This is a genomic window from Phytobacter sp. V91, from assembly GCF_965644225.1.
GTDB lineage: Bacteria > Pseudomonadota > Gammaproteobacteria > Enterobacterales > Enterobacteriaceae > CBFFRJ01.
In genome coordinates this window covers 1-969 of the sequence record NZ_CBFFRJ010000288.1, presented here as the reverse complement: position 1 = coordinate 969, position 969 = coordinate 1, and the positions used below count along the sequence as shown (strand labels likewise).

Annotated in this window: 1 protein-coding gene; it reads left to right on the top strand. The window is 52.1% G+C overall.

The annotated features are described in order from the left end of the window. The first annotated feature begins 131 nt into the window (after positions 1-131). Entirely contained in the window at positions 132-827 is a 696-nt protein-coding gene (locus ACSZO4_RS25690) for an IS6 family transposase (RefSeq protein WP_437891908.1), read from the top strand. Positions 828-969 lie beyond the last annotated feature (142 nt).

The following is a 969-nucleotide window of genomic DNA, read 5'->3' as shown; positions in this document are numbered from 1 at the left end:
AAAACGGTCTGCCGATCATGAATACCATCGGAACCGCGAAGCGGTGACGCTCGCCCTGTAAGGGCGCTACTGTTCTGTCGCATTAAGAAGTCATCAGGTAACATACAGTTTTTTTGTGATGTTCCCTGCCTATGTCTTTGATCCGAAATGCCTTCAAACGCCTGCATTATCCCGTCGATATTATTGCTCAGTGTGTACGCTGGTACCTGGCTTACTCACTCAGTCTGCGAAATCTGGAAGAGATAATGGCTGAGCGGGGGATTGTCGTTGATCATTCCACGCTTCACCGCTGGGTTATCCGTCTGGTGCCACTGCTGGATAAGGCGTTTCGCCGGCATAAACGCCCTGCAGGACGCCGGTGGCGGATGGATGAAACTTACATAAAAGTCAGGGGGAAGTGGAAATATCTGTACCGGGCCGTCGATACCGGAGGTCAGACAATCGACTTTCTGCTGACCGCGAAGCGGGATGCCGCGGCAGCGCTGCGCTTCTTACGTAAGGCCATTCGTCAGCACAGTGAACCTGAAGTGGTGACCATTGATAAAAGCGGTGCAAACACCGCTGCCCTTGCGGGGCTGAATGCTGGCAGGGAGGACGATGAGTGCATTAAGGTCAGGCAGAATAAGTACCTGAACAATCTGGTTGAGCAGGATCACCGGAATATCAAACGGCGGATAAAGCTGATGACGGGATTCAAATCTTTTCGACGGGGGCAGGCTATTCTGGCGGGGATCGAAATCATACACATGTTACGCAAAGGACAGCTTCAACATCCGCACGGGGGCGGATTGTCCCCGGCAGAGCAGTTTTACCTTCTGGTTGCATAAAAAATTAACAGACCCGTTTTCCGGGAACCTGCCGCCGTTAATGCGACAGAGCCTTCAAAAATAGACTAATTAAGTCCGGTAAACCCCCGGCTTTGCCGGGGGACTCCGAAAGGTTTGACCTTTAAGTCAGTCGCGCGAATCT

Coding starts and splice junctions, on each gene's coding strand:
- ACSZO4_RS25690 (WP_437891908.1), top strand. CDS start 132: ATGTCTTTGATCCGAAATGCCTTCAAACGCCTGCATTATCCCGTCGAT.